Origin of the sequence: Micromonospora sp. AKA38, assembly GCF_027925725.1 — a bacterium.
GTDB lineage: Bacteria > Actinomycetota > Actinomycetes > Mycobacteriales > Micromonosporaceae > Micromonospora.
In genome coordinates this window covers 65,959-91,472 of sequence record NZ_BNEI01000005.1, presented here as the reverse complement: position 1 = coordinate 91,472, position 25,514 = coordinate 65,959, and the positions used below count along the sequence as shown (strand labels likewise).

The 25,514-nt window shown below is 74.3% G+C and carries 30 protein-coding genes; 13 read left to right on the top strand and 17 right to left on the bottom strand.

Annotation, left to right across the window (positions count from 1 at the left end):
• Positions 1-32: 32 nt before the first annotated feature.
• Positions 33-353, top strand: a complete 321-nt coding sequence (locus tag TPA0908_RS18045) for a DMT family transporter (protein ID WP_091067592.1) — start codon at positions 33-35, stop codon at positions 351-353.
• A 49-nt stretch (positions 354-402) separates the two neighbouring features.
• On the opposite strand, the gene TPA0908_RS18040 is transcribed toward TPA0908_RS18045, so the two are convergent.
• A complete protein-coding gene (locus tag TPA0908_RS18040) occupies positions 403-918 on the bottom strand; it encodes a GNAT family N-acetyltransferase (protein ID WP_281939471.1) in 516 nt (171 codons plus the stop codon).
• A 61-nt stretch (positions 919-979) separates the two neighbouring features.
• On the opposite strand from TPA0908_RS18040, the gene TPA0908_RS18035 reads away from it, so the two are divergent.
• From TPA0908_RS18035 to TPA0908_RS18025, 3 genes are all read left to right on the top strand, one after another.
• The gene (locus TPA0908_RS18035; protein WP_281939470.1) at positions 980-1,588 is read left to right on the top strand and encodes an HAD family hydrolase; all 609 of its coding nucleotides are present in this window, start codon (positions 980-982) and stop codon (positions 1,586-1,588) included.
• A 248-nt stretch (positions 1,589-1,836) separates the two neighbouring features.
• Positions 1,837-2,454: a hypothetical protein gene (locus tag TPA0908_RS18030; RefSeq protein WP_281939468.1), complete on the top strand. Its 618-nt coding sequence runs from the start codon at positions 1,837-1,839 to the stop codon at positions 2,452-2,454.
• A 12-nt stretch (positions 2,455-2,466) separates the two neighbouring features.
• Positions 2,467-3,000 (top strand): GNAT family N-acetyltransferase, encoded by a 534-nt coding sequence (locus tag TPA0908_RS18025; protein WP_281939466.1) that lies wholly within the window; start codon positions 2,467-2,469, stop codon positions 2,998-3,000.
• A 12-nt stretch (positions 3,001-3,012) separates the two neighbouring features.
• Here TPA0908_RS18025 and TPA0908_RS18020 read toward each other — a convergent pair whose 3' ends face one another.
• From TPA0908_RS18020 to TPA0908_RS18000, 5 genes are read right to left on the bottom strand one after another with little or no spacing between them, the layout of a single operon-like run.
• Complete coding sequence (locus tag TPA0908_RS18020; protein WP_281939464.1) at positions 3,013-3,270, bottom strand: UBP-type zinc finger domain-containing protein; 258 nt, start codon at positions 3,268-3,270, stop codon at positions 3,013-3,015.
• Positions 3,267-4,847 carry a Na+/H+ antiporter gene (locus tag TPA0908_RS18015; protein WP_281939462.1) on the bottom strand — a complete coding sequence of 527 codons (1,581 nt, stop codon included), beginning with the start codon at positions 4,845-4,847 and terminating at the stop codon, positions 3,267-3,269. The genes TPA0908_RS18020 and TPA0908_RS18015 overlap by 4 nt, the downstream gene beginning before the upstream one ends.
• A 37-nt stretch (positions 4,848-4,884) precedes the next feature.
• Complete coding sequence (locus tag TPA0908_RS18010; protein WP_107160756.1) at positions 4,885-5,850, bottom strand: TIGR03885 family FMN-dependent LLM class oxidoreductase; 966 nt, start codon at positions 5,848-5,850, stop codon at positions 4,885-4,887.
• Positions 5,851-5,892: 42 nt separating this feature from the next.
• Positions 5,893-7,305: an NADP-dependent succinic semialdehyde dehydrogenase gene (locus TPA0908_RS18005; protein ID WP_281939459.1), complete on the bottom strand. Its 1,413-nt coding sequence runs from the start codon at positions 7,303-7,305 to the stop codon at positions 5,893-5,895.
• Between the two features lie 11 nt (positions 7,306-7,316).
• On the bottom strand, positions 7,317-7,580 hold the full coding sequence (locus TPA0908_RS18000; RefSeq protein WP_107160622.1) for a DUF6343 family protein: 264 nt from the start codon (positions 7,578-7,580) through the stop codon (positions 7,317-7,319).
• A gap of 161 nt (positions 7,581-7,741) precedes the next feature.
• Between TPA0908_RS18000 and TPA0908_RS17995 the strand changes: the two genes are divergently transcribed.
• Both TPA0908_RS17995 and TPA0908_RS17990 read left to right on the top strand, forming a co-directional pair.
• Complete coding sequence (locus TPA0908_RS17995) at positions 7,742-8,341, top strand: antibiotic biosynthesis monooxygenase (RefSeq protein ID WP_281939456.1); 600 nt, start codon at positions 7,742-7,744, stop codon at positions 8,339-8,341.
• Positions 8,342-8,457: 116 nt separating this feature from the next.
• Positions 8,458-9,303, top strand: coding sequence for a GDSL-type esterase/lipase family protein (locus tag TPA0908_RS17990; RefSeq protein WP_281939454.1), 846 nt, complete (start codon positions 8,458-8,460; stop codon positions 9,301-9,303).
• A 15-nt stretch (positions 9,304-9,318) separates the two neighbouring features.
• On the opposite strand, the gene TPA0908_RS17985 is transcribed toward TPA0908_RS17990, so the two are convergent.
• The 3 genes from TPA0908_RS17985 to TPA0908_RS17975 form a co-directional block, all read right to left on the bottom strand.
• Complete coding sequence (locus tag TPA0908_RS17985; protein WP_281939452.1) at positions 9,319-10,062, bottom strand: EcsC family protein; 744 nt, start codon at positions 10,060-10,062, stop codon at positions 9,319-9,321.
• A gap of 37 nt (positions 10,063-10,099) precedes the next feature.
• Positions 10,100-10,249 (bottom strand): hypothetical protein, encoded by a 150-nt coding sequence (locus TPA0908_RS17980; RefSeq protein ID WP_281939450.1) that lies wholly within the window; start codon positions 10,247-10,249, stop codon positions 10,100-10,102.
• A gap of 92 nt (positions 10,250-10,341) precedes the next feature.
• Entirely contained in the window at positions 10,342-11,205 is an 864-nt protein-coding gene (locus tag TPA0908_RS17975; RefSeq protein WP_281939448.1) for a peptidase M23, read from the bottom strand.
• 389 nt (positions 11,206-11,594) lie between these two features.
• Between TPA0908_RS17975 and TPA0908_RS17970 the strand changes: the two genes are divergently transcribed.
• Genes TPA0908_RS17970 through TPA0908_RS17960 form a run of 3 tightly spaced genes read left to right on the top strand, consistent with a single transcriptional unit; the run spans position 11,595 to position 13,694 of the window.
• On the top strand, positions 11,595-12,518 hold the full coding sequence (locus TPA0908_RS17970) for a proteasome assembly chaperone family protein (protein ID WP_281939447.1): 924 nt from the start codon (positions 11,595-11,597) through the stop codon (positions 12,516-12,518).
• Positions 12,519-12,555: 37 nt separating this feature from the next.
• Positions 12,556-13,353, top strand: a complete 798-nt coding sequence (locus tag TPA0908_RS17965; RefSeq protein WP_281939446.1) for an exodeoxyribonuclease III — start codon at positions 12,556-12,558, stop codon at positions 13,351-13,353.
• Between the two features lie 20 nt (positions 13,354-13,373).
• A complete protein-coding gene (locus TPA0908_RS17960; RefSeq protein WP_281939444.1) occupies positions 13,374-13,694 on the top strand; it encodes an antibiotic biosynthesis monooxygenase family protein in 321 nt (106 codons plus the stop codon).
• Between the two features lie 273 nt (positions 13,695-13,967).
• Here TPA0908_RS17960 and TPA0908_RS17955 read toward each other — a convergent pair whose 3' ends face one another.
• Together TPA0908_RS17955 and TPA0908_RS17950 are read right to left on the bottom strand one after the other, a co-directional pair.
• Positions 13,968-14,561 carry a class F sortase gene (locus tag TPA0908_RS17955; RefSeq protein WP_281942600.1) on the bottom strand — a complete coding sequence of 198 codons (594 nt, stop codon included), beginning with the start codon at positions 14,559-14,561 and terminating at the stop codon, positions 13,968-13,970.
• A gap of 299 nt (positions 14,562-14,860) precedes the next feature.
• Positions 14,861-15,418, bottom strand: a complete 558-nt coding sequence (locus TPA0908_RS17950; RefSeq protein WP_281939442.1) for a hypothetical protein — start codon at positions 15,416-15,418, stop codon at positions 14,861-14,863.
• A gap of 151 nt (positions 15,419-15,569) precedes the next feature.
• On the opposite strand from TPA0908_RS17950, the gene trmB reads away from it, so the two are divergent.
• From trmB to TPA0908_RS17935, 3 genes are all read left to right on the top strand, one after another.
• On the top strand, positions 15,570-16,196 hold the full coding sequence (gene trmB, locus TPA0908_RS17945; RefSeq protein ID WP_281942598.1) for a tRNA (guanosine(46)-N7)-methyltransferase TrmB: 627 nt from the start codon (positions 15,570-15,572) through the stop codon (positions 16,194-16,196).
• An 88-nt stretch (positions 16,197-16,284) separates the two neighbouring features.
• A complete protein-coding gene (locus TPA0908_RS17940; RefSeq protein WP_281939440.1) occupies positions 16,285-18,789 on the top strand; it encodes a DEAD/DEAH box helicase in 2,505 nt (834 codons plus the stop codon).
• 259 nt (positions 18,790-19,048) lie between these two features.
• Positions 19,049-19,696 (top strand): hypothetical protein, encoded by a 648-nt coding sequence (locus TPA0908_RS17935; protein ID WP_107160752.1) that lies wholly within the window; start codon positions 19,049-19,051, stop codon positions 19,694-19,696.
• 63 nt (positions 19,697-19,759) lie between these two features.
• On the opposite strand, the gene TPA0908_RS17930 is transcribed toward TPA0908_RS17935, so the two are convergent.
• The 4 genes from TPA0908_RS17930 to TPA0908_RS17915 all read right to left on the bottom strand — a co-directional run bounded on the left by TPA0908_RS17930 (position 19,760) and on the right by TPA0908_RS17915 (position 23,757).
• On the bottom strand, positions 19,760-20,704 hold the full coding sequence (locus tag TPA0908_RS17930; protein ID WP_281939437.1) for an ABC transporter substrate-binding protein: 945 nt from the start codon (positions 20,702-20,704) through the stop codon (positions 19,760-19,762).
• 37 nt (positions 20,705-20,741) lie between these two features.
• Positions 20,742-21,584 carry an ABC transporter ATP-binding protein gene (locus TPA0908_RS17925; protein ID WP_281939435.1) on the bottom strand — a complete coding sequence of 281 codons (843 nt, stop codon included), beginning with the start codon at positions 21,582-21,584 and terminating at the stop codon, positions 20,742-20,744.
• Positions 21,581-22,582 (bottom strand): FecCD family ABC transporter permease, encoded by a 1,002-nt coding sequence (locus TPA0908_RS17920; protein WP_281939433.1) that lies wholly within the window; start codon positions 22,580-22,582, stop codon positions 21,581-21,583. The genes TPA0908_RS17925 and TPA0908_RS17920 overlap by 4 nt, the downstream gene beginning before the upstream one ends.
• A gap of 128 nt (positions 22,583-22,710) precedes the next feature.
• Complete coding sequence (locus TPA0908_RS17915; protein ID WP_281939431.1) at positions 22,711-23,757, bottom strand: FecCD family ABC transporter permease; 1,047 nt, start codon at positions 23,755-23,757, stop codon at positions 22,711-22,713.
• A gap of 119 nt (positions 23,758-23,876) precedes the next feature.
• Between TPA0908_RS17915 and TPA0908_RS17910 the strand changes: the two genes are divergently transcribed.
• Positions 23,877-24,809, top strand: a complete 933-nt coding sequence (locus tag TPA0908_RS17910; protein ID WP_281939429.1) for a MerR family transcriptional regulator — start codon at positions 23,877-23,879, stop codon at positions 24,807-24,809.
• Between the two features lie 10 nt (positions 24,810-24,819).
• Here TPA0908_RS17910 and TPA0908_RS17905 read toward each other — a convergent pair whose 3' ends face one another.
• Together TPA0908_RS17905 and TPA0908_RS17900 are read right to left on the bottom strand one after the other, a co-directional pair.
• On the bottom strand, positions 24,820-25,011 hold the full coding sequence (locus TPA0908_RS17905) for a hypothetical protein (RefSeq protein ID WP_281939427.1): 192 nt from the start codon (positions 25,009-25,011) through the stop codon (positions 24,820-24,822).
• Positions 24,963-25,436 (bottom strand): cytidine deaminase family protein, encoded by a 474-nt coding sequence (locus tag TPA0908_RS17900; protein WP_281939425.1) that lies wholly within the window; start codon positions 25,434-25,436, stop codon positions 24,963-24,965. The genes TPA0908_RS17905 and TPA0908_RS17900 overlap by 49 nt, the downstream gene beginning before the upstream one ends.
• Positions 25,437-25,514 lie beyond the last annotated feature (78 nt).

Below are 25,514 nucleotides of genomic sequence, written 5' to 3'. Positions count from 1 at the left end.
CGGTCCGCGACGTCGGCGGGTACGGTCCCGAAATGGCGTACCTGCTCCTGGCCCTCGCGATCACCGCCGAGGTGATCGGCACCAGCCTGCTCAAGGCGAGCGACGGCTTCACCCGGCTCTGGCCCACGGTCGGCCTGGTGGCGTGCTACCTGGCCGCGTTCGGGCTGCTCGCCCTCGTGGTGCGGGACGTCCCGGTCGGCGTGGCGTACGCGATCTGGTCCGGGCTCGGCACCGCCGCCATCATGGCGGTCGGCGCGGCGTTCCTGGGCGAGCCGCTGAGCGTGACCAAGGTCGTCGGGGCCGGGCTGGTCATCGCCGGCGTGGTGGTGCTCAACCTCGGCGGCGCCCACTGACCGACGTCGGCCCGGTCCGCGCCCCGCCTGCCCACGTCGCCGAGTCGGTTCAGTCGACCGGCCGGCGCATCGCGACCCGGTCGGTCGCGTCGAAGCCGAGTGCCGCCTCGGCCGCCAGGAACCCGGCCAGCCCCGGGCTCAGCTCCGCCTCGGCCAGCTCACGGAACCCGCAGCGCGCGTAGTACGGCGCGTTCCACGGCACCGACCGGAACGTGGTCAGCGTCAACGCCGGCCACCCCTCGGCCGCCGCCCACCCGGCCACCTCGTCGAGCAGGCCCCGTCCGATGCCGCGCCGCGCGTACGCCGGGTCGACGCTGAGCTGCTGGACGTGGGCCGCCCCGTCGACGAGGTCGACGAGCGCGAACGCGATCGGCCGGTCGGCCGCGTCGACCGCCACCCGCAGCCGGCCGGCGCGCTGCCCGGCGGCCAGCGCGTCCAAGGGCAGCGGTGGCATGTCCGCCACCAGGTGCATGCCGATCTCCCGGAACGGGGCGCCGGAGGCCACCTCGATCCGCTGGATCCCGGTCAGTTCGTCGGCGCGGGCGCTTCTGCTGCGGTGCGGCACGGCGCCGACCCTGGCAGAGCGGACGCGGGGACGCGAACGGTTTTCGGCGTACGCTGCACCGGTGGCTCTCCCCCTGCCGGCCGGCGACTTCCGCGCGTACCTGTTCGACTGCGACGGCACGATCGTCGACTCGATGCCGGTGCACCACCGGGCCTGGTGCGCGGCGCTGGCCGAGTGGGGCTGCGAGTTCCCGGAGGACCTGTTCTACGCCTGGGGCGGCCGGCCGGTCGCCGACATCGTCGTCGACCTCAACCGGCGGCACGGCCTGGCCATGCCGGTCGAGGTGGTGGCCCGCCGCCGGGAGGACCTGTTCCAGGAACTGCTGCCCGGGGTGAGCGCCGTGCCCGAGGTGCTGGCGCACATCGAGGACGCGCACGGGCGGCTGCCGTTCGCGGTCGTCTCCGGCAGCACCCGGGAGTCGGTGACCGCGTCGTTGACCACGCTGGGCCTGCTCGACCGGTTCGACACGCTGGTCTGCGCCGAGGACTGCACGCGGCCCAAGCCCGACCCGGAGGGTTACCTGCTGGCCGCCCGACGGCTCGGCGTCGACCCCGCCGACTGCCTGGTCTTCGAGGACACCACCCTCGGCGTCGAGGCCGCCACAGCCGCCGGCATGGCGTCGGTCCGCGTACCCCACCCCCGCGAGCGCGCCGCCACCCGCCCGGCCTGACAACCCCCTACCGACCGGCCCCCGCACCACGGCCTCCTGCCGATCTTGGACTTGTGGTGCCTGGGAAGCGATGAATGTCAGCTTTGTCAACCGCCACAATTCCAAGATCGACGAACGGACGGCAGGGCGGGGCACCGAGGCCGGGTGGTGTGAGCCGCGTCGCGCCGTTCCGGGTCTCGGCGGGGGACGGCTGCGCCTGGCGTCGCGGGGATGACCGTCGACGAGGGCGTCGTGCCGGTCGGGCGCGGATGAGGGGCGGCCCGCCGCCCGGCCCGCTGCGCACCCTGGCGCTCGCCACCCTGGCCAACACCGTCGGCACCGGGCTCTGGCTGGCCGGCGGCGCGTTGTACCTGACCCGGGACGTCGGCCTCTCCGCCACCACCAACACGGTGCTCACCGTGCTGCTGGCGGTGCGGCTGAGCCAGGGCGCGGACACCGCCGCCCCGGCGGCCCGCAAGCCGCGCCGGGCCGGGCTGGTGCTGGCCGCCGCCACCCCGCTGTACGCGGTGACCGCCGCGCTGCCGGTGCTCCCGGCAGTGGTGCTGCTGCTGGTGGCGACCGCGGTGTGGACGGTGGGCGACCTGTGGCACGGCGCGGCCGGCGCGGGCCTCGCCTACGACTTGGCCCCGCCCGGGTCGATCGGCGCCTACCAGGGGGCGGACGGGCTGCTCGCCGGGCTGGCCCAGGCGCTCGGTCGTGGCCTGCTGACGCTGCTGGTGCTGGGCGGCGGCGGGGTGGGCTGGCTGGTGCTCGGCGGGCTGTACGCCGTCGTCGGGCTGGCCGCCCCGGCGCTGGTCCGCCGCGCGGTGGCGAGCCGGCCGGCGCCCACCGGCGAACCGACCGGGCAACCGGGCACCCCCGGGTAGCAGGATGACGGGATGACCGAACGGGGAAGCATCACCATCCGGCCCGGCGGCCCGGCGGACGCACCGACCGTGCTGCGGCTGTTCGACAGCGCCATCGCGTGGCTGGTCGAACGCGGCCGGCCCGAGCAGTGGGGCGTCGACCCGGTCTCGTCCGACACGCGCCACATCGCCCGGGCCGACGCCTACGCTCGCGGCGGCGGCCTGTACCTCGCCGAGACCGACGGCACGGTCGTCGGCGCGCTTGTGGTCGGCGACGCGACCGAGCACGTGCCGCCGGCCACCGAGCCGGAGCTGTACGTCAACCTGCTGGTCACCGACCGGGCGTACGCGGGCCGGGGGGTCGGCGCGCGGCTGCTGTCGCACGCGGCGGAACTGGCCCGCGAACGCGGGCTCGGCCTGCTGCGGGTGGACTGCTTCCGGAGCGCCGACCGGGCGTTGGTGCGCTTCTACGAGGGCTGCGGGTTCACCGCCACCGAGCCGTTCACGGTGATCCGACCGGGTCGGCCGCCGTGGCCGGGGCAGGTGCTGGCCCGCCGGCTCGACTGAGCGCCGCCGACGTCAGCCGATCTCCTCGTCCTCGAAGCACCAGCGCCACGACTCCCCCGGCTCGATCGAGCGCATCACCGGGTGCCCGGTGGACCGGAAGTGCTGGCTGGCGTGCTGGTACGGCGACGAGTCGCAGCAGCCCACGTGCCCGCAGCTCAGGCAGGCGCGCAGGTGCACCCAGTCCCGGTTGCCGACCGCCACGCAGTCGGGGCACTCGGTGGTGATGGCGGGCTCGGCGTCGCCCGCCCCGGTCAGGTGCGGACAGCTCATTCGAGAACCTCCTGTCGTAGCAGCGACTCCTCCAGGTCCAGATCCCGGTAGGCGCGGGTGAGCACCTCCTCCGGGATCTGGCCGGAGTCGCGGGCGGCCCGGAACACCTCCCGCTCGGCGTCGATCATCTCCTGCCGCAGCCGCGCGTACGCCTGGGAGGGGGTCTCCCGGTCGGTGCCGCCGAGCCGTTCCCAGGCCAGGTTGGCGCGGGACGTGGTCAGCCCGCGCAGCCGTTCCACCACCGCCTCGGGCGCGTCACCGGCCAGCGCGTCGAGCCGTTCCCGGGCGGCGCGGCTGGCCCGCTGCTGCACCCCGGCGGCGGAGAGCGCGTCCTGCACCGGGTCGTCCGGGGGCAGCCGCAGCCGCCGGGCCAGCCAGGGCAGGGTGGCGCCCTGCCCGACCAGGGTGGCCACGATCACCGCGAAGGCCAGCCAGATCAGCAGCGCACGCGGGTACGGCCGGTCGTCGGCGAGCGTGAGCGGCAGACCCAGCGCGGCGGCCAACGTCACCACGCCGCGCATGCCGGCCCAGCCGATGACGATGGGGAACTGCACCGGCGGCGCGGGGTCGCGCTGCCGGATCCGGGGCACCAGCCGGGCCAGGTAGGTGGCCGGGAACATCCAGACGAACCGGGACAGGAAGACGGCGGCGAGCACCGCGGCGGTGATCCCGACCAGCGAGCCGACCGGTTCGTCGAGGTCGCGCACCACCTCGGGCAGTTGCAGGCCGACCAGGAGGAACACCAATCCCTCCAGCAGGAACTGGATCAGTCGCCAGAACGCGGTCACCTGGAGGCGGGAGCCGGCCGACATGAGCATCGGCAGCTTGTGGCCGATGCCGAGCCCGGTCACCACCACCGCGACCACGCCGGACGCGTGGATCTCCTCGGCGGCGTACACCACCGCGAACGGCACGATCAGCGACAGCGCGTTGTCCAGCACCGGGTCGGTGATGCGCTTGTGCAAATAGCCGAAGACCACCACGCCCAGCACCCCGACCACGATGCCGCCGCCGGCGGCGATCAGCACCTCCCGGGCCACGTCACCGACGCCGACGCCGCCGGTGGTGGCGGTGGCCGCGACGATCGCCACCCGCAGCAGCACCAGCGCGGTGGCGTCGTTGACCAGGCTCTCGCCCTCCAGGATGGTGACGACCCGCCGGGGCAGGCCGACCCGACGGGCCACCGCGGTGGCGGCGACCGCGTCGGGCGGCGCCACCACCGCGCCGAGCGCCACGCAGATCGCGTACGGCAGGTCGGGCAGGAACAGGTGCACCACGGTGCCCACCACGAACGCGGTGAAGATCACCAGCCCGACCGCGAGCAGCAGGATCGGCCGCAGGTTGAGCCGGAACGCCGGGACCGAGGTGTTCACCGCCGCCACGTAGAGCAGCGGCGGCAGGATGCCGACGAGCACCAGATCCGGTTCCAGCCGCACGTGCGGGAAGAACGGCAGGAAGGACAGCGCGAGGCCGAGCACCACCAGCAGGATCGGCGCGAGCAACCCGAGCCGGCGGGCCAGCGCCGCCCCGAACGTGGCGATCGCCAGGAACACCACGACCTCGAACAGAGCTTCCATGGGGTACGAGCCTAGGCGGCCCCGGGCCGGCCCGTGATCACGCGGTCGGGCGTACCTTCGGCAGCACCTCGGCGCCGAACGCGTCGAGGAACGCGCGCTGTTCCTGCCCCACGTGGTGCAGCGCGATCTGGTCGAAGCCCAGCTCCACGTACTCCTGGAGCCAGCCGACGTGCCGGCCCAGGTCGGCGGAGACGTTGACGGTGTCGGTGACCTTCGACATCGGCACGTCGGCGCTGACCACGTCGAAGTGCTCGGCGGTCTCCAGGTCCCAGCAGACCGGCGGCGCGAACACGTTGCTGCGCCACTGCTCGTACGCGATCGCCTCGGCCTCGGCCTGCTCGGGCGCCCAGCTCACGTGCACCTGGAGGTGCAGCGGCCCGCGCCCGCCGGCGTCCCGGTAGGCGTCGATCATCTGCCGGAGGTGGTCGACCGGCGCGTTGACCGTGATCAGCCCGTCCGCCCACTCGGCGCACCAGCGGGCGGTGGCCACGCTGACCGCGGCGCCGACCAGCGCGGGTGGCTCCTCGGGGCGGGTCCACAGCTTGGCCCGGTCCACGGTGACCAGCCCGTCGTGGCTGACCTCCTCGCCGGCCAGCAGCGCCCGGATCACGTCGACGCACTCGCGCAGCCGGGCGTTGCGCAGCTCCTTGCGGGGCCAGACGTCGCCGGTGATGTGCTCGTTGCTGGCCTCGCCGGTGCCCAGCGCCGCCCAGAAGCGACCGGGGTACATGGCGCCGAGCGTGCCGATGGCCTGCGCGATGATCGCCGGGTGGTAGCGCTGGCCGGGCGCGTTGACCACGCCGAAGGAGAGGTTGGTGGCCTGGAGCGCGGCGCCGAGCCAGGACCAGGCGAACCCGGACTGGCCCTGCCGCTCGCTCCACGGGGAGAAGTGGTCGGAGCACATGGCCGCGTCGAAGCCGGCCCGCTCGGCGTGGATCACCGCCTCCAGCAGCTTCGCCGGGTGGATCTGCTCATGGGATGCGTGGAAGCCGAACGCCGTCATGGGCAGCACTCCTACCCATGCCGGCGTCCGGCCAACCGCACCTCACTCGGCGTGCGCGCCGGCGCCCGCGCCGGCCTCACCCTCGCCGATCCACACCGTCTTGGTGTTGCAGAACTCGCGCATGCCCAGCGCGGACAGCTCGCGACCGTACCCGGAGTTCTTCACGCCGCCGAACGGCAGCTCCGGATAGGACGTGGTCATGCCGTTGACGAACACGTTGCCGGCGTCCAGGTCGGTGGCGAAGCGCTCCTGCTCGGCCGGGTCGGTGGTCCAGGCGTTCGAGCCGAGGCCGAAGCTGGTGCCGTTGGCCACCTCGACGGCCTCCTCGTACGAGCCGACCCGGTAGAGGCCGGCGACCGGGCCGAACACCTCCTCGCCCCACATCCGCATCTCCGGCCGCAGGTCGGTGACCACGGTCGGCGGGTAGAACCAGCCGTCCCCGGTCGGCTTCTCGCCGCCGCAGAGCACGGTGGCGCCCTGCCGCACCGCGTCGGTCACCTGGTCGTGCACCTCGTCCCGGCCGCGTTCGCTGGCCAGCGGGCCGACGTCGGTGCCGTCGTCCATCGGGTCGCCGACCCGCAGCGCCGCCATCCGGGCGGCGAACTTCTCGGCGAACGCGTCGAAGACGTCGGTGTGCACGATGAACCGCTTGGCGGCGATGCAGGACTGGCCGTTGTTCTGGCAGCGGGCGGTGGTGGCCACCTCGGCGGCCTTGTCCAGGTCGGCCGAGGGCATCACCACGAACGGGTCGCTGCCGCCCAGCTCCAGCACGGTCTTCTTGAGTTCCCGGCCGGCGATCTGCGCGATGGAGCGGCCGGCCGGCTCGCTGCCGGTGAGCGTGGCGGCGCGGACCCGGGGGTCGCTGAGGATCCGGTCCACCGCGTCGGAGCCGACCAGCAGCGTGGTGAACGCGCCTTCGGGGAAACCGGCCCGGCGGAACAGGTCCTCCAGGTAGAGCGCGGTCTGCGGCACGTTCGAGGCGTGCTTGAGCAGGCCGGTGTTGCCGGCCATCAGGGCCGGGGCGGCGAAGCGCATCACCTGCCACAGCGGGAAGTTCCACGGCATCACCGCCAGCACCGCGCCGATCGGCTGGTAGCGGACGTACGCCCGCTTCGCCTTGACCGCGGCGGCGTCGGCCGGCTCGTCGGCGAGCATGGCCGGCGCGTTGTCCGCGTAGAAGCGGCAGGCGGTGGCGCACTTGGTGACCTCCGCCTTGGCGGCGGCGTACGTCTTGCCCATCTCGGTGGTCATCAGCCGGGCGGTGGAGTCCCGCTCGGCGTCGAGCAGGTCGGCGGCGGCGGTGAGCCACCGGGCGCGCTGCGCGATCGTGGTGTCCCGCAACTGCCGGTACGCGAGGTCGGCCCGCTCGATCGCGGCGTCGACCTGCTCGTCCGACATCGCGTCGTACGTCTTGAGCACCTGTCCGGTGGCGGGATTGGTGGTGGCGATGGGCATGGGGACTCCTGTCACTCGAACAGCGAGTGCCGCACGCCCGGCTCCTCCCGGCGGCGGGCGGCGCGACGGCGCTGGATGACGACCAGATCGACCACGGCCACCACGGCGAGGATCGCGCAGACGACGCCCAGCCAGGCCAGGTCGGCGGCGAACGCGAACACCGCGAGGACGGTCATCACGACCACACCGAACAGGGCCAGCACGAGGCGCAGGTTCAGCGCGCTGTTCGCGTGTCCGACCGTGCCACGGGCGCGGCGGGGCTGTGATCGGGTCATTCTTCCCGGCTACCCCGGCTCGGCCGGGGTTAACCGGTGCGGCCGAGGCGACCGGTGATCCCGGCCACGGAGCGGGCACGCGGCGGATGCGACCGCGGGGTGGACGCGTTGGATCGGTGTGCCGGTTCCGGCGGAGATCCCGCGGCGGTGGAGAGGATGGCATGACCACGATGCAGGCGGTGCCCGTGACCGTCGCCGTCTCGCGGCGCGCCGACCCGGCGCGTACCGGGGAGATGGTGGCGTGGATGCGGGCCGGCACGGCGCTCGCGGAGAGTTTCCCGGGGTTCCTGGGCGCCGGCTTCGTCCGCAGCGCCCCGGGTTCCGCCGAGTGGCACGTGATGTACCGCTTCGCCGACGCGGACACGCTGCGCGGCTGGGAGGACTCCCCGCAGCGGCACTGGTGGCTGAGTTCCGCGCAGGGCATCGTCGAGCACACCCGGGTGGAACGCCGTACCGGCATCGAGGGCTGGTTCGACCGGCCGGTGGACCACGTGGTGGAGACCGTCGGGGCGGCCGAGCCGGCGGCCCCGGCCGCGCCGCCGCGCTGGAAGCAGGCGGTCACCATCTGGCTGGCGTTCTTCCCGCTCAGCCTCACCGCCACGCTGCTGACCGCCCGGTTCGTCGCCGACGTGCCGCTGGCGGGCCGGACGCTGCTGATGACGCTCGTGCTGACCCCGCTGATGACCTACCTGGTGCTGCCGCGGATCACCCGGGCGCTGCACTGGTGGCTGCACGGCCAGCCGGCGCCCTGGCGACGCTGAGCCCGCGAATGTGAACGACCGGTGTCAATGAAAGATGGGCGACAGACCTTCCGTACGGACGACCGAGGCGCATAGGGTCGACGCGCCGCCTCGCGCCACCGGACGGGGGAACCCGCATGCCTCGACGCTGGATCGCCGCGCTCGCCTGCGTCGCGGCGCTGGTGGCGCTGGCCTGCGACGGCTCCGGCTCGGCGTCGCCCCGCCCGTCCGACACGCCCCGGCCCGGTGACCCCCGGGTGCTGACCGCGCTCGGCGACTCGGTCACCACCGGCTTCGGCTCCTGCCTGGTGCTGGTGAGTTGTGAACGCAACTCGTGGTCGAGCGGGGACAGCCTGCGGGTGGAGAGCGTCTACCGCCGGCTGCGCGCGGACGCGCCGGCGCTGCGGGCGTACAACCGGGCCGAGCCCGGCGCCCGCGCGGCCGGGCTCGCCGACCAGGCCCGGGCCGCGGTCCGCGACAAGGCGGACCTGGTCACCGTGCTGATCGGCGCGAACGACGTGTGCCGGGCCGGGGTCGACGCGATGACCCCGGTCGACACGTTCCGGGACCAGGTCGACGCGGCGCTGACCGTGGTGCGCAAGGGCCGGCCGAAGGCGCGGGTGCTGGTGGTCAGCATCCCCGACCTCTACCGCCTCTGGCAGCTCGGGCACACCGAGTCGCGGGCCGTCCGGGCCTGGTCGCGCGGCGTCTGCCCGGCGCTGCTGGCCGACGCCACGTCGACCGCGTCGGCCGCGACGGCCCGCCGGGCCAAGGTCAAGGCCCGGATCGAGGCGTACGACGACGAACTGCGCGCCGCCTGCCGCGCGTACGGCTCACGCTGCCGCTGGGACGGCGGCGCGGTGCACCGCCACCGGTTCGGCCTGGACCAGGTCAACGCGCTGGACTGGTTCCACCCGAACGCGGCCGGCCAGGGCCGGCTGGCCGAGGTGGCCTGGAACGCCTCCGGCTGGGCCCGCGACTGAGGCCGACCGACCCGGTCAGGGTTGGCGCGGGCCCGGGAGCTGCCGGGGGCCGGCCACCCGGTAGAGCGCGCGGGCCCGGTCGGCGAGTTCCTTGGTGGCCGACGAGTTGGCCCAGGTGCCGAGGATGATCGCGGCGCCGGGGACGACCTTGGCGAACATCCGCTTGGCGGCGCGGACCCCGGCCATCCGGGCCAGCCGCACGCCGAGCTGGAGCATCACCCGACCCAGCGCCCGGTTGCCGGCGGAGCCGAACAACGCGCCGGCGCGTTCCCGGCCGGCGGCCACGCCCAGCGCCAGCCGGGCGGTCTCGGCGGCCTTGTGCACCCGCTGGAGCACCAGCAGGTCGGTGGCCCGGTCGGGATGTGTCGGGTCGACGCCGTAGGCGGCGGCCACGTGCAGCACCAGCCGGGCCTGGGTCCAGGCCAGCACGCCCACGTCGATCACCGCGCCGGGCAGCCCGGCGGCGCCGGAGACCGCACCGGACAGCCGGGCGTGGTTGACGAACTTGCGCACCGCCTGGTCGGCCACCTGCTCGGGGGGTGCGTCCGGCCGCTCCGCCCGCGCCCGGGCGGCCCACTGCGCGGCCTCGGGGCCGAGCCGGCGCACCGCCTCCAGCGCCAGGTGCTCCGGCGCGTACTGCGGGTCCTCCCGCATCCGGTCCCACAGCGTGGCCGGCGGCGCTTCGGGCGCCTCCACCGGCGGGACCGGGGCGGCGGGGACGGCGGTGGGCTCCCCGTCGACGGGGGCGGGGTCGGTCACGGGACGCTCCGGGGTTCGTACGGCGGGGGTGGGTCGGTCAGCGACGGCGGGTCGACGACAGCCGGGTGGCGAGCTGCCGCAGCCGGGCCTGGTTCTCCGGCTTGGCGATCTCGCGCCGGCCCCGGTCGACCAACTGCTGACCACGCGGCGACCGCAGGAAGGTGGTGATCCGTTGCATCAGCGACATGACGTCCTCCTGTTCGCGGTCCCCCTCATGTGTACCTGGAACCGGCAACCCCTTGGTACCCGGACCGGCCGTCCGGCAACCGTCCAGTTCGGTCAGCCGAGGACCTCCGCCACCACCTCGCCGGCCAGCCACTCGTGCTGCGCGTACGCGTCGGGGAACGCCGAGATCTGCACCGCCTGGGCGGCGACCGACAGCGGCAGGTCCTGCCAGCCGGGGATCTCCTCCAGCGCGGCCAGGAACGCCTGGGTCGCGTACTCCGGGTCCATCAGCTGGGCCACCGTGCCCCAGCCGCTGCTCGGCCGCTGCTGGAACAGCCCGACCGAGTCGTGGTCCCAGCCGACGGCCTGGTGCGGGTAGCTCTGCGACTCGGGCAGCACCCCGCTGGCGTAGTTGAGCAGCGTGCTCTCCTGCATCGCGGTGGCCACCGCGATGACCAGCCCACGGCGCGGCACACCCATCTCCCGGCCGGCCCGCACGATCTTCGTGGCGTTGTCCATCTGGGTGCGGTTCAGGCCGGCGACCGGGACGATCCGGCGTGGCTTCGGCTTCGCCTTCGGCGTGGCCTTGACCTTCGGCTTCGACGTCGCGGACGGGGACAGGGACGGGGACGGGCTGGCGCTCGGGGTGGTCGGGGTGGTCGGGGCGGCGCTCGGCCGGGCCAGGCCGCGGGAGGCCGCGTCCAGCGCCGCGCGCTCGGCCAGTTCCACGGCGGGGGCGGGCTTCGCGGCGCGGTCCGGGGCGCCGAGGCCGAGCTGGCTGACGCCGACCAGGCCGAGGCAGCAGGCCGTGCCGGCGGCGACCACCAGCCGGGCGCGGGGGTTCAGCAGCGCCCGCAGCCGGGTACGCCGGGTACCCGCCGAGGCAGTGGTTGTCCACTCGGTTGAGGGGGTATCGTCCAAACGGTCAGTCGGGCGGCCGGGGTCGTTCGGGTCGTCGGGGGTGCCGTTGTCACGCATCCGACGAGGCTAGACAGGGCAAATAGGGATCACCCAGGCTCAACGGGTGGCCCTCGCCACACTTCGTGGGGACGCCGCGGGACATTCGTGTGCGGGCCCACCCAGCACGGTGCCGACCTCGCGGAACGGGCCAACCGCCGGTCCGCCGCGCAGCCGGTCGGCCCGGGCAGGAAGCACGCGGCCGGCGGCGGAACGGCCCGTGATCGACTAACTCGTCCGTTCGGGCGACCCGCCATGGGCCGCCGGACCGAGCCGTGGCCGAATTGTGATCACGCTCCGGGCGGTCGACGGGTCCGTAACGGAATGGACCACTCCCCCCGGTACGTTTGCCGAATCGGGGACGCGTTCGCGCGACGCCCCCCGTACGCGTCGACAGGGAGGACCCACCGGTGCTCGACCCACACGAGCTCTACGAACTCACCGACGAGCTGCCCGACGACCTCGGCCAGCCGGTGCTGATCCAGGCGCTCACCGGCTTCGTCGACGCCGGCAGCGCCACCCGGCTGGCCCGGGAACAGCTGCTCACCTCCCTGGACGCCCGCACCATCGCCCGCTTCGACATCGACCAGATGTTCGACTACCGGTCCCGCCGACCGGTGATGACCTTCGTCGAGGACCACTGGGCCGACTACGACGCCCCGGAAGTCGAGCTGCACCTGCTGCACGACGACGACGAGACGCCGTTCCTCCTGCTCACCGGCCCCGAGCCGGACCTCCAGTGGGAGCGGTTCGTGGCCGCCGTCGCCGGGCTGTCGGCCCGCCTCGACGTCCGGCTCACCGTCGGGCTCAACTCGATCCCGATGGCGGTGCCGCACACCCGGCCCAGCGGCGTCACCGCGCACGCCACCCGGCCGGAGCTGATCGCCGGGCACGAGCCCTGGCTCCAGAAGGTGCAGGTGCCGGCCAGCGTCGGCCACCTGCTGGAGTACCGGCTCGGCGAGCAGGGACGCGACGCGCTGGGCTTCGCCGCGCACGTGCCGCACTACGTCGCCCAGACCGAGTACCCGGCCGCCGCCGAGGCGCTGCTCGCCGCCGTGTCCAAGGGCACCGGCCTGCTGCTGCCGCGCGACGGCCTGCGCACCGCGGCCGAGGCGATCCGGGTGGAGATCGACCGCCAGGTGGCCCAGACCGACGAGGCGGCCACGCTGGTCCAGGCGCTGGAGGAGCAGTACGACGCGTTCGCCCGGGGTCGCGGCGAGAAGAGCCTGCTCGCCACCGAGACCGGCCCGCTGCCCAGCGCCGACGAACTCGGCGCCGAGCTGGAACGCTTCCTCGCCGAGCAGACCCGCCCGGGCGACACCCCGGAACGCTGACCGGGCGGAGCGGGCCGGGATGCGGCAGGCTGGGGCCATGCGCCTGGCGACCTGGAACGTCAACTCGGTGAAGGCCCGCCTGCCCCGGCTGCTCGACTGGCTGGGCACCACGAAGCCCGACGTGCTCTGTCTCCAGGAGACGAAGTGCCCGGACGGGGCGTTCCCGGTCGCCGAGGTGGGCGCGCTGGGTTACGAGGTGGCCAGCCACAGCGACGGCCGGTGGAACGGTGTGGCCGTGCTGTCCCGGGTCGGGCTGGCCGACGTGGCGGTCGGCTTCCCCGGCGAGCCCGGGTTCCCCGCGCCGGAGGCGAGGGCCATCGCCGCCACCTGCGACGGGGTGCGGGTCTGGTCGGTGTACGTGCCGAACGGCCGCGCCCCGGACGACCCGCACTACGCGTACAAACTGGCCTGGTTCGCGGCGCTGCGCGACGCGCTGGAGCCGGAGGTGGCCGCGGCCCGGCCGCTCGCCGTCTGCGGTGACTTCAACGTCGCGCCGACCGACGCCGACGTCTGGGACCCGGCGCTGTTCGCCACCTCCACCCACGTCACGCCGGCCGAGCGGGCCGCGCTGGCCGCGCTGCGCGACCTGGGGCTCAGCGACGTGGTGCCCACCCCGATGAAGGGTCCGCACCCCTACACCTACTGGGACTACCGGGCCGGCATGTTCCACCAGAACAAGGGCATGCGGATCGACCTGGTGTACGCGACCGCGCCGTTCGCCCGCGCGGTCCGCTCCGCGTACGTCGACCGGGAGGCCCGCAAGGGCAAGGGCCCCTCCGACCACGCCCCGATCGTGGTCGACGCCGACCTGACGCCCGCCGTCGAGGCGTTCTGAGTCGCCGTAGGCTGGACGGCATGGCAGTCGTGAAGATCAACGCGATCGACGTCCCGCCCGGTGCCGGCGAGGAGCTGGAGAAGCGGTTCGCCGCCCGGGCCGGCGCGGTGGAGAACTCCCCCGGGTTCCTCGGCTTCGAGCTGCTCCGCCCGGTCGCCGGCGAGACCCGCTACTTCGTCTACACGAGGTGGGAGACGGAGGAGGCGTACCAGGCGTGGGCGCAGGGCTCGTCCCGGGCCGCGCACGCCGCCCCCGAGGGCGCCGAACCGCGCAAGCCGGTCGCCACCGGCGCCACCCTCCTGGAGTTCGAGGTGGCCCTCCAGGTCCCCCACACCCCCTGACAGCGCCCCGCCGGCCCGCCCCGGCCCGGCGATCATGAGGTTGGCGGCTTTCGTCGTCCGTTTCGTCGCCGCCAATTGTCGCTCTGGCAACCACAGACGCACCCAAACCCTCACCCTCCTCTGGCCGGAGCGCGGGGCGCAGTGCAAGCGGTCGGTGGAACGGCATGAACGTCAAACGGGCGCGGAGACAGCCATAACGTTCCACCCACCCGGCCAGCGCGCCATGAGTGGAACGGTATGGACGTCGGTCCGTCGTGGTGGGTGGAAGGCCGGTCACGGCGTGCGGGTGGCGAAGACGATCACGTTGTCCTCGTAGCCGGTGCGACCGCCGAGCCACGTGCCGCCGCAGGTGATCAGGCGCAGCTCGGCCGGGCCGGAGTCGCCGTAGACCCGGGCGGCGGGTAGCTTCGCCTTGTCGAAGTACTCCACGCTGTCGACGGTGAACGACACCACGCTGCGGTCCGTGCGGGTCACCCGGATCAGCGCACCGGGCTTCAGCTCGCGGAGCCGGTAGAACACCGCCGGCCCGCTCTTGCTGTCGACGTGACCGACGATGATCGCCCGCCCCGGCTCCCCCGGCACCGCGCCCCGGTTGTACCAGCCGGTCTGGTCGGTCTCGGTCAGCGGCGGCACGTCCACCGACCCGTCCCGCGCCTGACCGACCGGGGTGACCGGCGCGTCGACCTTGATGGCCGGCACGGACAGGCGGACCGGCTTGCCGGCCGGTTTCCGGGCCGCGGCGGTGGTCGGCGCGGGTGCCACCGCGCTCGACCCGGCGGACGCCTCGGCCCAGTCGAACGGCCCGGCGGTGCGGCCGAGGCCGGCCCCGACGGCGAACACACCGACCAGCACCAGCACCACAGCCAGCGGCTTCGACCAGGGGCTCCGGCCCCGGTCCCGCCTCGGCGACGGACCGGACGGCGACCCACCGTCAGGAGGCGGACCGGCCGGCCGGGAGCGCGCGGGGGGCGGACCGGTCGGGGGCGGGCTCCACGGCCCCGAGCCGCCCGGAGGCGCGGTGGCCGACCGGGAGCCGGTGGCCGGCGCGGCAGAACGGAAGCCGCCGGATCGCGGCGGGGCGGCGGGCGGGGGCAGGGCGAGGAACGGCCAGCCGGAGCGCCGGGAACCGGCGGGCGGCGGGGCGGCGTGGTCGGCCATGGCGGGCCTCAGCGCCCGGCGGCGTGCCGACGGGAGGCGGCCACGCCGAGACCGGCGCCGACCATGGTCAGCGCCAACCCGATCGGCACCAGCAGGCCGCCGAGGCCGGGGCCGGCGGTGCCGCCGAAGCCGGTCGCCGGGCCGCGGCTGGGGAAGTGGCTGGGCGGGTGACTCGGCGGCCGGGTGGGCTGGGCCCGCTTGACGACCTGGAGCATGGTGGACGCGGTCTCCCCGCTCGGGCACTCCAGTTTGACCCGGTAGTTGCCGGGTCGGGTGCGCTCGTTGACCATCGGCGAGGCGGTGAGCAGGCCGCGCTGCGGCTGCACCTGGATCTTGCCGAAGGCGTCGGAGGCCACGATCGCGGGCACCGAATTGTCCCGGCAACTGGCCCGGATGCCGACCAGGAAACCCGGCTCGACCGTGCCCGGGGTGACCTCCACGAAGATCACGTCACCGGCGGGCTGCTCGGGCACCGGTTCGGCCCGGGCGGGCACCGCGCCGAGCAGCGGGAAGGCGCACGCGCCGACCGCGACCAGCAGCGCCGCGCGTCCCCTGACTGACCCCATGACCCCTCCCGGCGTACGGGAATGAATCCTCTCACCCCCGGCCGCACCTCACATCCGAACGGCCGCGTCGGTCGCGTAGGCTCGGGTCGCTGTGACCACCACCGACGTCTCCACCGCCCGCATCCGCACCTTCCATCCGCGTCGCGGCCGGATGAGTGACCGGCAGCGCGACGCGCTGACCCGGCTCTGGCCCGCGTACGGCCTGGAGATCGCCGCCCTCGACGGGCCGTGCGATCCGGCGGCGCTGTTCGGACGGCGGGCGCCGCTGGTGCTGGAGATCGGCTCCGGCATGGGCGACGCCACCGCCGCGATGGCGGCGGCCGACCCGAGCCGACACTATCTGGCGGTCGAGGTGCACACGCCGGGAATCGCCAACCTGCTGGACCTGGTGGAACGGCACCGGCTGGAGAACGTGCGGGTCGCCGAGGGCGACGCGTTGGACCTGGTCCGGGCGATGCCCGAGGGGTGCCTGGACGCGGTGCACGTCTACTTCCCGGACCCGTGGCCGAAGACCCGGCACCACAAGCGCCGGATCATCGCGCCGGCGCACGTGGCGCTGCTGCGGTCCCGGCTGGCGCCCGGCGGCACGCTGCACTGCGCCACCGACTGGGCCGAGTACGCCGAGTCGATGCGGACGACGCTGACCGCCGATCCGGAGCTGGTCGACGTGCACGGTGGCTACGCTCCCCGCCCGGCGCACCGGCCGGTGACCAAGTTCGAGCGGCGCGCGCTGACCGCCGGCCGGGACGTCTTCGACCTGATCCACCGGCGGCGCTGAAGCCGGGGCGCTGAACCGGGGCGCTGACGCCGCAGCGCTGAACCCGGTTGGCGCGGCACGGCACCGCCCAGGCACGATGGGAGCCGCCATGACTCTCACCGCCGCGCTGCCGAAGACCGCCGACCCCGACACGCTCTACGACGCGTTCGCCTCCTGGGCGTCCGAGCGCGGTCTCGACCTCTACCCCCACCAGGAGGAGGCGGTCATCGAGATCGTCTCCGGCGCGAACCTGATCATGAATACGCCGACCGGCTCGGGCAAGAGCCTGGTGGCGATCGCGGCGCACTTCGCGGCCCTCGCCGGCGACCGGACGACGTTCTACACCGCGCCGATCAAGGCGTTGGTGTCGGAGAAGTTCTTCGCGCTCTGCGAGGTCTTCGGCGCGGAGAACGTCGGCATGCTCACCGGCGACGCCAGCGTCAACGCGGACGCGCCGATCATCTGCTGCACCGCGGAGATCCTGGCCAACCTGGCGCTACGGGAGGGCCGCCGCGCCGACGTCGGCCAGGTGATCATGGACGAGTTCCACTTCTACGCCGAGCCGGACCGGGGCTGGGCCTGGCAGGTGCCGATCATCGAGCTGCCGCAGGCCCAGTTCGTGCTGATGTCGGCCACGCTCGGCGACACCACCCGCTTCGTCGACGACCTGACCCGGCGCACCGGCCGGCCGACCGCCGTCGTCCGCTCGGCCGAGCGACCGGTCCCGCTCCTCTTCTCGTACGCGACCACGCCGCTGCACGAGACGCTCGAAGAGCTGCTGGAGACCAAGCAGGCCCCGGTGTACGTGGTGCACTTCACCCAGGCCGCCGCGCTGGAACGCGCCCAGGCGCTGATGAGCGTGAACGTCTGCACCCGCGCCGAGAAGGACCTGATCGCCACCGCGATCGGCAACTTCCGGTTCACGTCCGGCTTCGGCAAGACGCTGTCCCGGCTGGTCCGGCACGGCATCGGCGTGCACCACGCCGGCATGCTCCCGAAGTACCGCCGCCTGGTGGAGACGCTCGCCCAGGCCGGCCTACTCAAGGTCATCTGCGGTACGGACACGCTCGGCGTCGGCATCAACGTGCCGATCCGCACCGTGCTCTTCACCGGCCTGAGCAAGTACGACGGCATCCGCACCCGGCTGCTCAAGGCGCGCGAGTTCCACCAGATCGCCGGCCGGGCCGGACGGGCCGGCTTCGACACCATCGGCCGCGTCGTGGTGCAGGCGCCCGAGCACGTGATCGAGAACGAGAAGGCGCTCGCCAAGGCCGGCGACGACCCGAAGAAGCGCCGCAAGGTGGTGAAGAAGAAGCCGCCGGAGGGCTCCATCGGCTGGGGCGAGCCGACGTTCCAGCGCCTGGTCGAGGCCGAGCCGGAGCCGCTCACCTCCAGCTTCCAGGTCAGCCACTCGATGCTGCTCAACGTGATCGGCCGCCCCGGCGACGCGTTCGCCTCGATGCGGCACCTGCTCACCGACAACCACGAGGACCCGGCCGCCCAGCGGCGGCACATCCGCCGGGCCATCGCCATCTACCGGGCGCTGCGCGCCGGCGGCGTGGTCGAGGAGCTGCCCGAGCCGGACGAGCAGGGTCGCCGGGTACGCCTCACCGTCGACCTCCAGCTCGACTTCGCGCTCAACCAGCCGCTGTCGCCGCTCGCGCTGGCCACCATCGAGCTGCTCGACCGGGAGTCCCCGGCGTACGCGCTGGACGTGCTCAGCGTGATCGAGGCGATCCTGGACGACCCGCGACAGATCCTCTCCGCGCAGCAGTTCAAGGCCCGCGGCGAAGCGGTCGCCGCGATGAAGGCCGACGGCATCGAGTACGAGGCCCGCCTGGAACTGCTCGACGAGGTGACCTGGCCCAAGCCGCTCGCCGAGCTGCTGGAGGGCGCGTACGAGATGTACCGCCAGGGCCACCCGTGGGTCGCCGACCACCAGCTCGCCCCGAAGTCCGTGGTCCGGGACATGTACGAGCGGGCCATGACGTTCCCGGAGTACGTCCAGTTCTACGGGCTGTCCCGCTCCGAGGGGCTGGTGCTGCGCTACCTCGCGGACGCGTACAAGACGCTGCGGCAGACCGTGCCGGAGGACGCCAAGACCGAGGAACTGGTCGACCTCATCGAGTGGCTGGGTGAGCTGGTCCGCCAGGTCGACTCCAGCCTGATCGACGAGTGGGAGCGGCTGCGCAACCCGTCCGACGTGGCCGAGGTGGCCGCCTCGCTGGACGACCGGCCGCCGGCGGTGACCCGTAACGCGCGGGCGTTCCGGGTGCTGGTGCGCAACGCGCTGTTCCGTCGCGTCGAGCTGGCTGCCCTGCGCCGCTGGGACCTGCTCGCCGAGCTGGACGCCGGGGACGGCTGGCACGCGGACGCGTGGGCGGACGCGCTGGAGCCGTACTTCGAGGCGTACGACTCGATCGGGGTGGGGCCGGACGCGCGCGGGCCGGCGCTGCTGATGATCGAGCAGGGCCGGGAGCGGTGGACCGTACGCCAGATCCTGGACGACCCCGACGGCGACCACGACTGGGGCATCAGCGCGGAGGTCGACCTGGCCGCCTCGGACGAGGTGGGCGCGGCGGTGGTCCGGGTCACCGACGTCGGCCAGCTCTGACCCGACTCGGCCGGCCCGGCCCTTTTCCGGGCCGAGCCGGCCGCTGCCCGGGCCGAGCCGGGCCACCTCGGCGCCGGTCCAGCGCCTTCTCCTGCGGCAGGTACCCGAGACGCCCCGGTGCTCCACCGACCGCGACGGGGCGTGCCGCCACCGCGGGCGTTCTGCGCCATCCGCGTACGCGCCGCCAAACCCTGGGCGATGTCACACCCGTCGATTAGAATGTATGTACTAAACGAGCTTTTGACCTGGGAGGATGCTCGTGACTGCGCCCACCTCAGCCGCCCCTCTCACCCCCTACGCCACCCTCCTCGGCTTCACCCGCTACGTCGACCGGACCGGCCCCACCAAGGCGACGTTCGTCGGCGGCCTGCGCCGGCAGCGGGCGAGCCGGCACGGTTTCAACCCGCACGGGCAGTTCGTCAAGGCGCTCAAGGCCGACGTCGCGTTCCACACCGGCGGCACCCACCTGGCCCAGGTCGCCGACGTGGTCAAGCCACGCTGGCGCCCGCTCTACGAGGCGCTCGTGCCGGGCGCGACGCGCTGGCTGCACTCGCTCGGCGAGCCGACCGGCGTCGACCTGGCCCAGACCCGGGATGCGCTGGCGATGCTGGGCGACCTGCCCGTGAAGATCAACCCGCAGTTCGGCGTGCGTTTCGCCGACGGCCGGGCCGAGGCGATCCGGCTGCACTTCGACGAGGCGCCGCCGAGCGAGGAGGCGACGCTTGCCACGCTGCACCTGATGGCCCGGCACATGGACGCGGTGCTGCCGCACGCCGAGCCGGTGCTGGTCGACGTGCGGCGCGGCGAGGCGCACCGCATGCCGGCCGACGCCAAGCCCGAGCGGATCGAGCAGTGGCTGGCCGGCGAGGCCGCCGCGTTCCGCGCCATCTGGTCCACCGCCGCCTAACCCTCCCCGCCCCCTCCCACTCCCCTCCCCGCCAGCGCCCTCGAAAGGGGTGGAGGGTGGGGGTCAGGCGGGAAGGTGCTTTTCGAGGTCGTCGAGGATCTTGTTGGCGGCGGTGACACCGATGCCGGTCATCCACGTCTCGTCGGAGACCACGTGCGCCTTGCCCGCCTTGACCGCGGACAGGCCCTGCCAGAGGCTCCCGGCGGTGACCTTCGCCTGCTCGGCGGCGGCCTTCTCGCCGTACGCGGTCACGAACACCACGTCGCCGTCGACCTCGTTCACCCGCTCGGCGCTGACCAGGTCGAACCGCTTGTCCTCCTTGCCGTCCAGACGCTGCCGCTCGGGGCGGCCCAGGCCGGTGTCACCGACCACGATGCCGGAGAACGAGTCCGGCCCGTACACCCGGATGTTGCCCGGGATGAAGCGCACGATGGAGACCTTCCGCGCGCCGGGGTCGCCGAGCTTCGCGCCGACGTCCTTCGCCCGCTTCTCGTACGTGGCCAGCAGGTCCTTGGCCTCCTGCTCCTTGCCGAGCGCCCGGCCGTCGAGGAGGAAGTTCTCCTTCCAGGTCACGCCCACCTTCTCGGTGAACACGGTGGGCGCGATGGCGGACAGCTCGTCGTAGAACTTCTCCTGGCGGAACTTGCTGCCCAGGATCAGGTCCGGCTTGAGCGCGTTGATCGCCTCCAGGTCCGGCTCGGTGAGCACGCCGACCTCGGTGATGCCGGTGAGCTTCTCCGCGCCGAAGTAGGTGGGCCAGCTCTTCGCCTCGCCGGCGGTGGCCGCGCCGACCGGCGTGACGCCCAGCGACAGCGCGGTGTCGATCTTGTCGGTGTCGAGCACCACCACGCGCTTCGGCGCGGCCGGCACCTTGGTGGCGCCCATCGCGTGGGTGATCTCCCGGGTCTCCCCGGTGCCGGCGTCGGCGACGGGGTCGCTCTCCCCGCAGGCGGTGAGGCCGACGCCGAGGGCGAGAGCGGTGGTGAGTACGGCGGCGAGGCGACGCATCAGGTTCCTTTCCGTGGTGCGGGTGCGGTCGGCACGCTCAGGCGTCGCCGACGGGGGCGCCGGCCGGGGCCGACGTGCCGGCCGGAGCGGCCGAGGTCTGGGTGCGGGCGGGCACCACCAGCGGGGCGCCGGTGACCGGGCAGGGCACGACCACGCAGTCGAGCCCGAACACGTCGCGGACGAGATCGGCGGTGAGGATCTCGCGCGGCGGGCCGACCGCGACCACCGCGCCGCCGCGCATGGCGACCAGGTGGTCGGCGTACCGGGCGGCCTGGTTGAGGTCGTGCAGCACGGCCACCACGGTCCGGCCCCGCTCGGCGCGCAGCCGGTGCAGCAGGTCCAGCACCTCCACCTGGTGGGCCAGGTCCAGGAATGTGGTGGGCTCGTCCAGCAGCAGCGCGTCGGTGTCCTGGGCGAGCGTCATGGCGATCCACACCCGTTGGCGCTGCCCGCCGGAGAGCGTGTCCACCGGGCGGTCGGCGAGCGCTGTCACGTCGGCCAGCCGCATCGCCTCGTCGACGGCCCGTCCGTCCTCGGTCGACCACTGCCGCCACCAGCGCTGGTAGGGCTGCCGGCCGCGCCCGACCAGGTCGGCCACGGTGATCCCCTCGGGCACCAGCGGGCTCTGCGGCAGCACGCCGAGCCGCCGCGCCACGTCCCGGGTGGGCAGGTCGCGGATCTGCGTACCGTCGAGCAGCACCGCGCCGCGGCGCGGGGTGAGCAGCCGGGCCATGGTGCGCAGCAGCGTCGACTTGCCGCAGGCGTTCGGGCCGACGATAACGGTGAACGCGTCGGCCGGCAGGTCGAGTTCCAGCCCGTCCAGCACGGTCCGGCCCTCGTAGCCGACGACCAGGTCGCGGGTGGACAGCAGCGCGGTCACGACCGCCTCCCTCGGGTGCGCAGCAGCACGAAGATGAGGTACGGGCCGCCGATGGCCGCGGTCAGCACACCGGCCGGCAACTGGGTGGGCGCGAACAGGCGACGGCCGGCCAGGTCGGCGAGCACCAGCAACAGCGCGCCCAGCAGCGCGGCGCAGAGCATCGGCGGGCGTTCCGCGCGGACCAGCCGGCGGGCCACCTGCGGGGCGACGAGCGCCACGAAGTCCACGGCGCCGACCTGGGCGGTGACCGCGGCGGCGGCCAGCACGCCGGTGCCGGCCAGGCCGATCCGCCGGGCCACCGGGCGCAGCCCGATCCCCCGGGCGGTGTCGTCGTCCAGGGCGGAGCCGCGCAGCGCCCAGCCGGCCCAGAGCAGCACCGGCAGCAGCACGGCGAGCGTGCCGGCGATCCAGGCCGCCTCGGTCCATCCCTTGCCGGCCAGCGTGCCGATCAGCCAGAGCTGGGCGCGCAGGCCGTCGATCGGGTCGGCGGTGAGCATCACCACCTCGATGAGCGCCCGGAACGCGAACGCCACCGCCACGCCGGCCAGCACGAACCGCTGGGCGGCCAGGCCGTGCCGCGCGCCGAGCGCGAACACCAGCACCGCCGCGGCCAGGCCCCCGAGCAGCGCCGCCGGGGCCACCAGGACCGCCGCCGCCCCACTGGTCAGCGCCACCGTGGCGGCCAGCCCGGCGCCCTGCGTGACGCCGATGACGTCGGGGCTGGCCAGCGGGTTGCGGGCGACGCTCTGGATCAGCGTGCCGGCCACCCCGAAGGCCGCCCCGGCCAGCGCCGCGAGCACCGCGCGGGGCAGTCGCAGGTCACGCACCACGAGGTCGTACGGCGTGCCGGCCCCGGACAACGACCGCAGCACGTCACCCGGTGCCACGTACGGCGTCCCGAGCGAGAGGCTGACCACCACCGCCCCCAGCAGCAGCCCCAGAAGCACCCCCGCCACAACCACCGCCCGCCACCGGAACGGCACCGCCACCGCCCCCACGCGCAGCAGCGCCTTCCCCGCCAGCGCCCCACTCCGCCCTCGGCGATCTTGCAATTGCGGCCCACTCGATGAGGGCTTTGTCTGCTTTGCCGGGGCAGAAAGCGCAAGATCGCGGGGGGCGGGGGTGGTCATGAGGTGACGACCTTGGCGCGGCGGACCAGGATGGCGAGCAGGGGGGCGCCGAGGAGGGCGGTGACGATGCCGGCGGGGATCTCGCCGGGTGGGGCGACCAGTCGGCCGGTCACGTCGGCGGCCAGCACCAGCGCGGGGCCGAGCAGCGCGGCGACCAGCAGCGTCCAGCGGTGGTCGGCGCCGACCAGGGCCCGGGCCAGGTGCGGCACGGCCAGCCCGACGAACGCGATCGGGCCGGCGGCGGCCACCGCGGCGCCGGTGAGCAGCACCCCGCCGCCGCCGGCGGCCAGCCGGACCAGGGCCAACCGGTGCCCCAGCCCGCGGGCGACGTCGTCGCCGAGGGCGAGCGCGTCCAGGCCCCGGGCGGCCAGCGCGGCCAGCAGCACGCCGGCCAGCACGAACGGGAGCACCTGCCCGGCGACACCCACGTCCCGGCCGGTGAGCCCGCCGACCACCCAGAAGCGGTACTCCTCGAACGTGCGGGCGTCGATGCTGAGCAGCGCGTACACGATGGCGCCGAGACCGGCGTCGAGCGCGGCGCCGACCAGCGCGAGCGTGACCGGGCTGGCGCCGTCGCGGGTGCGGTTGGCGATGGCGAACACCAGCAGCCCGGCGAGCAGCGCGCCGGCGATGCCGAACCAGACGTAGCCGGCCAGCGTGCCGACCCCGAACACGGCGATGGCAAGCACCACGCCGAAGGACGCGCCGGCGCTGACGCCGAGGATGCGCGGCTCGGCGAGCGGGTTGCGGGTGACGGCCTGGAACAGCACCCCGGCCAGCGCGAGCGCGAGCCCGACGACCAACCCGAGGGCGGTACGCGGCACCCGCAGCTCGCGGACCACGGTGGTGGCGTCGCCGTCGTCCGGCGCCACCAGCGCGTGCCACACCTGGTCGACCGGCAGGTGGCGGCTGCCGAGCGCCAGGCTGGCCAGCAGCGCGGCGACGAGCAGGAGCACCGCCGCGAACGTGACCGCGACGCGGCGGGACGCGCCGGGGCGGGCGGGGGCGTCGGCCCGGGCGGGCCGGACGGCGACGGTGGTCACGGGGGTGTTCGCCTTCCGATTAGGTACGCCTTACCTTAACTGACCAGGTAAGGCACGCCTAACTCGGCGTTGTCGATGGGCTTGCGCCTCCACCGGGGGGAGGCGGCAGGGTGGGCGACATGGACGGTGGAGAGCGCTACTCGATCGGCGACCTGGCCCGGCGGACAGGCGTGCCGGTGAAGACCATCCGGTTCTGGTCCGACCGGGGGATCGTGCCGGCGACCGACCGGGGCCCGACCGGTCACCGCCGCTACGGTCCCGAGGCGGCGGCCCGGATCGACCTGGTGCGGACGCTGCGCGAGCTGGGCGTCGACCTGGCCACGGTGCGCCGGGTGGTGGCCCTGGAGGTCACCCTGCCCGAGGCCGCCGCGACGCACGCGGACGCCCTGGCCGCGCAGATCCGCGTGCTGCGGTCGCGGCGCGCGGCGCTGACCATGATCGCCCGACGGGGGTCCACCCCGGCCCAGGCCGACCTGATGCGTCGACTGGCCGGGCTGGCCGAGCGGGAGCGCCGCCGGCTCGTCGACGAGTTCCTCGACGCCACCTTCACCGGCCTGACCGATCCCGGTTTCGCGGGTGTCCGCCGCTCGCTCACCCCGGAACTGCCCGCCGACGCGGACGACGCCCGGTGGGAAGCCTGGGTGGAGCTGGCCGAGCTGGCGCTGGACCCGGGCTTCCGGGCCGCCCTGCGGCGGCTGGCCGAGTCGCACGCGGCCGACCGCGGGGGCGTCGAGGGCGTACGCCGGGACGCGGTCGCCGTGGTCCGGGAGGAGGCGGCCCCGGCGCTGCCCGCGGGCGTGGACCCGGCCTCGCCCCGGGCCGACGCGACCCTGGACCGGGCGACGGCCCGCTACGCCCGGCTCTGCGGCCGGCCGGACGACGCGGACCTGCGGCAGCGGCTGCTGGACCGGCTGGAGGCTGCCCACGACCCTCGACGGGAGCGTTACGAGCACCTGCTCTCGGTGGTGAACGGGTGGCCCCCGGCCGAGAGCCTGGCGCCGGTGCTGGACTGGACCATCCGGGCACTGCGCGCCCGAGCGGGCGGCGGCTGACGCGGCGGGCCTACTCCGCGCCCATCACCGGGCCGTCGATGGTGTGCTTCCGGCGGATCGGGACGAGCGTGTCCACCACCGGGCAGCGCAGGTGGTCGCGGACCAGGTCGGGCAGCGCGTCCCAGTAGGGGCGGGTGACGGCCAGCGCGGAACTCAGTCCTCCGCGGACTGGCGACTCACCGGCACCACCGGCTGCGGCCACACCCCGGTACGCGGAGCGGCCGGCACCTCGACCTGGTGGTCCGACCAGACGTACGTCTCGGGCAGCAGCTCGGCCACCGGCACGGCGCGCAGCCCGTCCGGCGGCCCGACGATCACCCGGATCGACGGGAAGTAGTCGAGCAGCACCTGCCGGCAGCGCCCGCACGGCGGAATGACGCCCCGCCCCCGGTCCCCCACCGCGACGATCGTCTCCAGCTCGCCGGCCCCCTGGGTGGCCGCCGCGCCGAGCGCCACCACCTCGGCGCACGGGCCGCCGGTGAAGTGGTAGACGTTCACGCCGCTGAACACCCGCCCGTCGGCGCTGCGCACGGCCGCCGCGACGGTGTGGTTCTCGCTGCGGCAGCGGAGCTTCGCGACGGCGGTGGCGGCCTGCACGAGCGCCCGGTCGGTGTCCCGCATGATCATCCCCGCCCCTCGTCGACCTCGTCGGCGGCAACCCTATCCGGGCCGGGGCGTCGCGCCCGGACGGCACGCCCACGCGCG

What these genes read in the sequence shown, in the direction of transcription:
- TPA0908_RS18015 (WP_281939462.1), bottom strand. Translation starts at nt 4,847, where the DNA reads ATGGAAGCTCTGTTCGAGGTCGTGGTGTTCCTGGCGATCGCCACGTTC.
- TPA0908_RS17990 (WP_281939454.1), top strand. Translation starts at nt 8,458, where the DNA reads ATGCCTCGACGCTGGATCGCCGCGCTCGCCTGCGTCGCGGCGCTGGTG.
- TPA0908_RS18010 (WP_107160756.1), bottom strand. Translation starts at nt 5,850, where the DNA reads ATGACGGCGTTCGGCTTCCACGCATCCCATGAGCAGATCCACCCGGCG.
- TPA0908_RS18030 (WP_281939468.1), top strand. Translation starts at nt 1,837, where the DNA reads ATGAGGGGCGGCCCGCCGCCCGGCCCGCTGCGCACCCTGGCGCTCGCC.
- TPA0908_RS17900 (WP_281939425.1), bottom strand. Translation starts at nt 25,436, where the DNA reads ATGATCATGCGGGACACCGACCGGGCGCTCGTGCAGGCCGCCACCGCC.
- TPA0908_RS18020 (WP_281939464.1), bottom strand. Translation starts at nt 3,270, where the DNA reads ATGAGCTGTCCGCACCTGACCGGGGCGGGCGACGCCGAGCCCGCCATC.
- TPA0908_RS17995 (WP_281939456.1), top strand. Translation starts at nt 7,742, where the DNA reads ATGACCACGATGCAGGCGGTGCCCGTGACCGTCGCCGTCTCGCGGCGC.
- TPA0908_RS17910 (WP_281939429.1), top strand. Translation starts at nt 23,877, where the DNA reads ATGGACGGTGGAGAGCGCTACTCGATCGGCGACCTGGCCCGGCGGACA.
- TPA0908_RS18045 (WP_091067592.1), top strand. Translation starts at nt 33, where the DNA reads ATGGCGTACCTGCTCCTGGCCCTCGCGATCACCGCCGAGGTGATCGGC.
- TPA0908_RS17975 (WP_281939448.1), bottom strand. Translation starts at nt 11,205, where the DNA reads ATGCGTGACAACGGCACCCCCGACGACCCGAACGACCCCGGCCGCCCG.
- TPA0908_RS17930 (WP_281939437.1), bottom strand. Translation starts at nt 20,704, where the DNA reads ATGCGTCGCCTCGCCGCCGTACTCACCACCGCTCTCGCCCTCGGCGTC.
- TPA0908_RS17980 (WP_281939450.1), bottom strand. Translation starts at nt 10,249, where the DNA reads ATGTCGCTGATGCAACGGATCACCACCTTCCTGCGGTCGCCGCGTGGT.
- TPA0908_RS18005 (WP_281939459.1), bottom strand. Translation starts at nt 7,305, where the DNA reads ATGCCCATCGCCACCACCAATCCCGCCACCGGACAGGTGCTCAAGACG.
- TPA0908_RS17950 (WP_281939442.1), bottom strand. Translation starts at nt 15,418, where the DNA reads ATGGGGTCAGTCAGGGGACGCGCGGCGCTGCTGGTCGCGGTCGGCGCG.
- TPA0908_RS17960 (WP_281939444.1), top strand. Translation starts at nt 13,374, where the DNA reads ATGGCAGTCGTGAAGATCAACGCGATCGACGTCCCGCCCGGTGCCGGC.
- TPA0908_RS18025 (WP_281939466.1), top strand. Translation starts at nt 2,467, where the DNA reads ATGACCGAACGGGGAAGCATCACCATCCGGCCCGGCGGCCCGGCGGAC.
- TPA0908_RS17940 (WP_281939440.1), top strand. Translation starts at nt 16,285, where the DNA reads ATGACTCTCACCGCCGCGCTGCCGAAGACCGCCGACCCCGACACGCTC.
- trmB (WP_281942598.1), top strand. Translation starts at nt 15,570, where the DNA reads ATGAGTGACCGGCAGCGCGACGCGCTGACCCGGCTCTGGCCCGCGTAC.
- TPA0908_RS17965 (WP_281939446.1), top strand. Translation starts at nt 12,556, where the DNA reads ATGCGCCTGGCGACCTGGAACGTCAACTCGGTGAAGGCCCGCCTGCCC.
- TPA0908_RS18000 (WP_107160622.1), bottom strand. Translation starts at nt 7,580, where the DNA reads ATGACCCGATCACAGCCCCGCCGCGCCCGTGGCACGGTCGGACACGCG.